The organism is Streptomyces sp. NPDC045899, from assembly GCF_056431485.1.
On record NZ_JBWKKP010000071.1, the window covers coordinates 1 to 3,625 of the forward strand.

1 protein-coding gene is annotated in these 3,625 nt (G+C 72.1%); it reads right to left on the bottom strand.

The annotated features are described in order from the left end of the window. A partial coding sequence (locus tag AC07FT_RS36330; protein WP_479180445.1) for an SDR family NAD(P)-dependent oxidoreductase occupies positions 1-3,625 on the bottom strand: 3,625 nt, incomplete at both ends.

Genomic DNA, 3,625 nt, shown 5'->3' on the forward strand with positions numbered 1-3,625 from the left:
TCCGCGTTCGGAGCCGATGACCACGGCGCGGTGGTCGAACAGGGTCCGTGAGCTGAGCAGTGACCAGCCCACCTCGGCCGGAGACACGCCCGTGTTGCCGTCGACATGGCCGGCCAGGGCTATCGCCTGGCCGCGCAACGCTTCCGCGCTCCGCGCCGACACCACCCACGGCACCGGTCCGGCGGCCGACCCGTCGTCCACCGGCATCGGCGCGACCGCTTCCGGTACCTCCGGCGCCTGCTCGACGATGACGTGGGCGTTGGTGCCGCTGATGCCGAAGGACGAGATACCCGCCCGGCGCGGGCCTTCGCCTTCCGGCCACGGGACGGCCTCGGTCAGCAGCCGTACCTCACCCGCGGTCCAGTCCACATTGGGGCTCGGCTCATCGATGTGCAGCGAGGCGGGCAGCACTCCGTGCCGCAGGGCCATCACCATCTTGATCACACCGGCAACCCCCGCGGCGGCCTGGGTGTGTCCGATGTTGGACTTGACCGAGCCGAGCCACAGCGGTTGTCCGCCCAGCCGCTCCTGCCCGTAGGTGGCCAGGAGAGCCTGGGCCTCGATCGGGTCACCCAGGGTGGTCCCCGTGCCGTGGCCTTCCACCACGTCCACCTCGGCGGCGGTCAGCCTGGCGTTGGCGAGGGCCTGCCGGATCACGCGTTGCTGGGAGGGGCCGTTGGGTGCGGTGAGTCCGTTGCTGGTGCCGTCCTGGTTGACCGCGGATCCCCGGAGTACCGCGAGCACGCGGTGGCCGTTGCGCCGCGCGTCGGAGAGCCGTTCCAGGAGTAGCAGTCCGGCGCCCTCGCCCCAACCGGTGCCGTCGGCCGCAGCCGCGAACGGCTTGCAACGCCCGTCGGCGGCGAGGCCGCGCTGCCGCGAGAACTCGATGAACGTGGTGGGCGTGGCCATCACGGTGACGCCACCGGCGAGCGCGAGGGTGCATTCGCCCTGCCGTAGTGCCTGGGCGGCCAGGTGCATGGCCACCAGGGAGGACGAGCACGCGGTGTCCACCGTGACCGCGGGCCCCTCCAGGCCGAACGAGTACGCCACCCGACCGGACATGACGCTCGGGGTGCCGCCCGCCAGCAGATAGCCCTCGACCTCATCCGCCGAGGAACTCCCCGACGCGCCGTAGCCCTGGTAGGTGCCACCGGTGAACACGCCGGTGCTGCTGCCGTGGAGGGTGTCCCGGTCCATCCCGGCGTGTTCGAAGGTTTCCCACGCGGTTTCCAGCAGCAGCCGCTGCTGGGGGTCCATGGCCAGTGCCTCACGCGGGCTGATGCCGAAGAAGGCGGCGTCGAACCGACCCGCGTCGTAGAGGAACCCACCCTCCCGCGCATAGCTGGTGCCCAGCCGGTCGGGGTCGGGATCGAAGAGGGTGTCCAGGTCCCAGTGCCGGTCGGTCGGCATCTGCGCGATGGCGTCCCGACCGGTGGAGACCAGCTCCCACAGCCCTTCCGGTGAACGCACGCCGCCCGGGTAGCGGCATGCCATGCCGACGATCGCGATCGGCTCGTCGTCCGCACCCGCCGTGGGAACGTGTGTGCTGACGGCCGCGTCCTGCCCCATGAGCTCGGCCCGGAGATGGGTGGCGAGGGCGTTCGGGGTGGGGTGGTCGAAGACCAGTGCCGGAGCGAGGCTCAGCCCGGTGGTGGTGGCGAGCTGATTGCGGAGTTCCACGGCCGTCAGGGAGTCGAATCCGAGCTCCTGGAAGGGCTGGGCGGGCGGAACGGCGTCGACACCGCTGTGGCCGAGGACGGTGGCGGCGAGCGTTTGGATGTGCCGGACGAGGATCTGGTGCTGCTGATCGGCCGACGCCGCGTCGAGCTGCCGTCGCAGCGGGTTGTCCGCGGCGGTTCCGGTATCCGTGGCCGAGCCCGGCGACGCGGCTTCCTCCGCCCCGGAGACCGTCAGCCGGCTGAGCAGAGGACTCGGCCGCCGCGCCGTGAACGCGGCGGCGAACCGGTCCCATACGACGTCGGCGATGGTGACGGTGGTGTCGCTGTGGGCCAGCGCGTGGTGCAGGGACTTCAGGGCGAGCTCGGTCCCGAGCGGTGCGAGACCACGCCGCTTGAGATGCGCGAGTGCCGTTTCGTCGGCGGCCATTCCGGCGTCGCTCCAGGGGCCCCAGGCCAGGCTGGTGGCGGGGAGTCCCCGGGCGCGGCGGTGTTCGGCGAGTGCGTCGAGGTAGGTGTTCGCCGCGGCGTAGGCGGCCTGCTGACCACTTCCCCACGTGGCCGCGTTCGACGAGAAGAGGACGAACGCGGTGAGGCCGTGGTCCTGGGTGAGTTCATGGAGATGGGCGGCAGCCCGCACCTTCGCCCGCAGAACGCGTTCCAGCCCCTCGGCCGACAGCTCGGCGATCGGTGCCAGCTCCATGGTCCCGGCGGTGTGGATGACGGTGGTGAGGGGGTGTTCGGTCGGCACGGTGTCGAGGAGTTCGCGCAGTGCGTCACGGTCGGCGGCGTCGCAGGCGGTGATGGTGACGTGGGTGCCGAGTGTGGTGAGTTCTTGGGTGAGTTGGGTGGCTCCGGGTGCGTCGGGGCCGCTGCGGCTGATGAGGTGGAGTCGGGGTGCGCCGTGGTGGGCGAGCCAGCGGGCTATCTGTGCGCCGAGGCCGCCGGTGCCGCCGGTGATGAGGGTGGTGCCGGAGGGTTGCCAGGTGGTGGGTGCCGTGGCCGGTGCGGTGGCGCGCACGAGACGCCGGGCGTAGCTGCCGGACGCACGAATGGCGAGCTGGTCCTCGGCCGGTCCGGACACCAGCGACCCGGCGAGACGGCCCGCCGTCCGGTGGTCGATCGCGGTGGGCAGATCGATCAGACCACCCCACCGGTCGGGATGTTCGAGGGCGGCGACCCGCCCGAGCCCCCAGATCTGTGCCTGGTCCGGATGCGGCAGGGCATCGCCGCTCCGGGCTGCGACGGCACCCTGCGTGAGGCACCACAGGGGCGCGTCGATCCCGGCGTCACCGAGCGCCTGGACGAGCGCCGTCGTCGCGACGAGCCCGGCGGCCACGGCCGGGTGCGCGGTGTCCGGCTGCTGATCGAGCGCGAGCAGGTTGAGGACTCCCGCCAACGGCATGTCCTCGGCCAGTCGGGCCAGCTGTTCCGCCAGGTCCGCGCGCTCGACCCCGTCGGCGTGGAGCGGGAGGGGGAGTGCGGTGGCACCGTGGGTGTGCACGGCCTGAAGCGCGGCCCGGACGGCGATGTGGTCCTCGTCCCCGGCGGGTATGACCACCAGCCAGGTACCGGTCAGGGCCGCGGCGTCCGGTTCGGGCAGCTGCTGCCAGGTGACCCGGTAGCGCCAGGAGTCGATGACGGACTGTTCGCGGTGCTGCCGCCGCCAGGCCGACAGGACAGGGAGGGCGGGCAGCAGGGTGTCGATACCGGGACTGTCCTCGTCGAGCCCCAGAGTGGACCGCAGCGCGTCCACGTCGAGCTCTTCGATGGCGTGCCACAGCTGTGCCTCGGCCGGGTCCTCGCCGCCACGGCCACCCTCGCCGGTCCGTACGGTCGGCTGCGCCAGCCAGAAGTGCTGGTGTTGGAAGGCGTAGGTGGGGAGGTCGACGAGGTGGGGGGTGGGGTGGGCTGGGTACCAGCTGGTCCAGTCGATGGTGGTGCCGGTG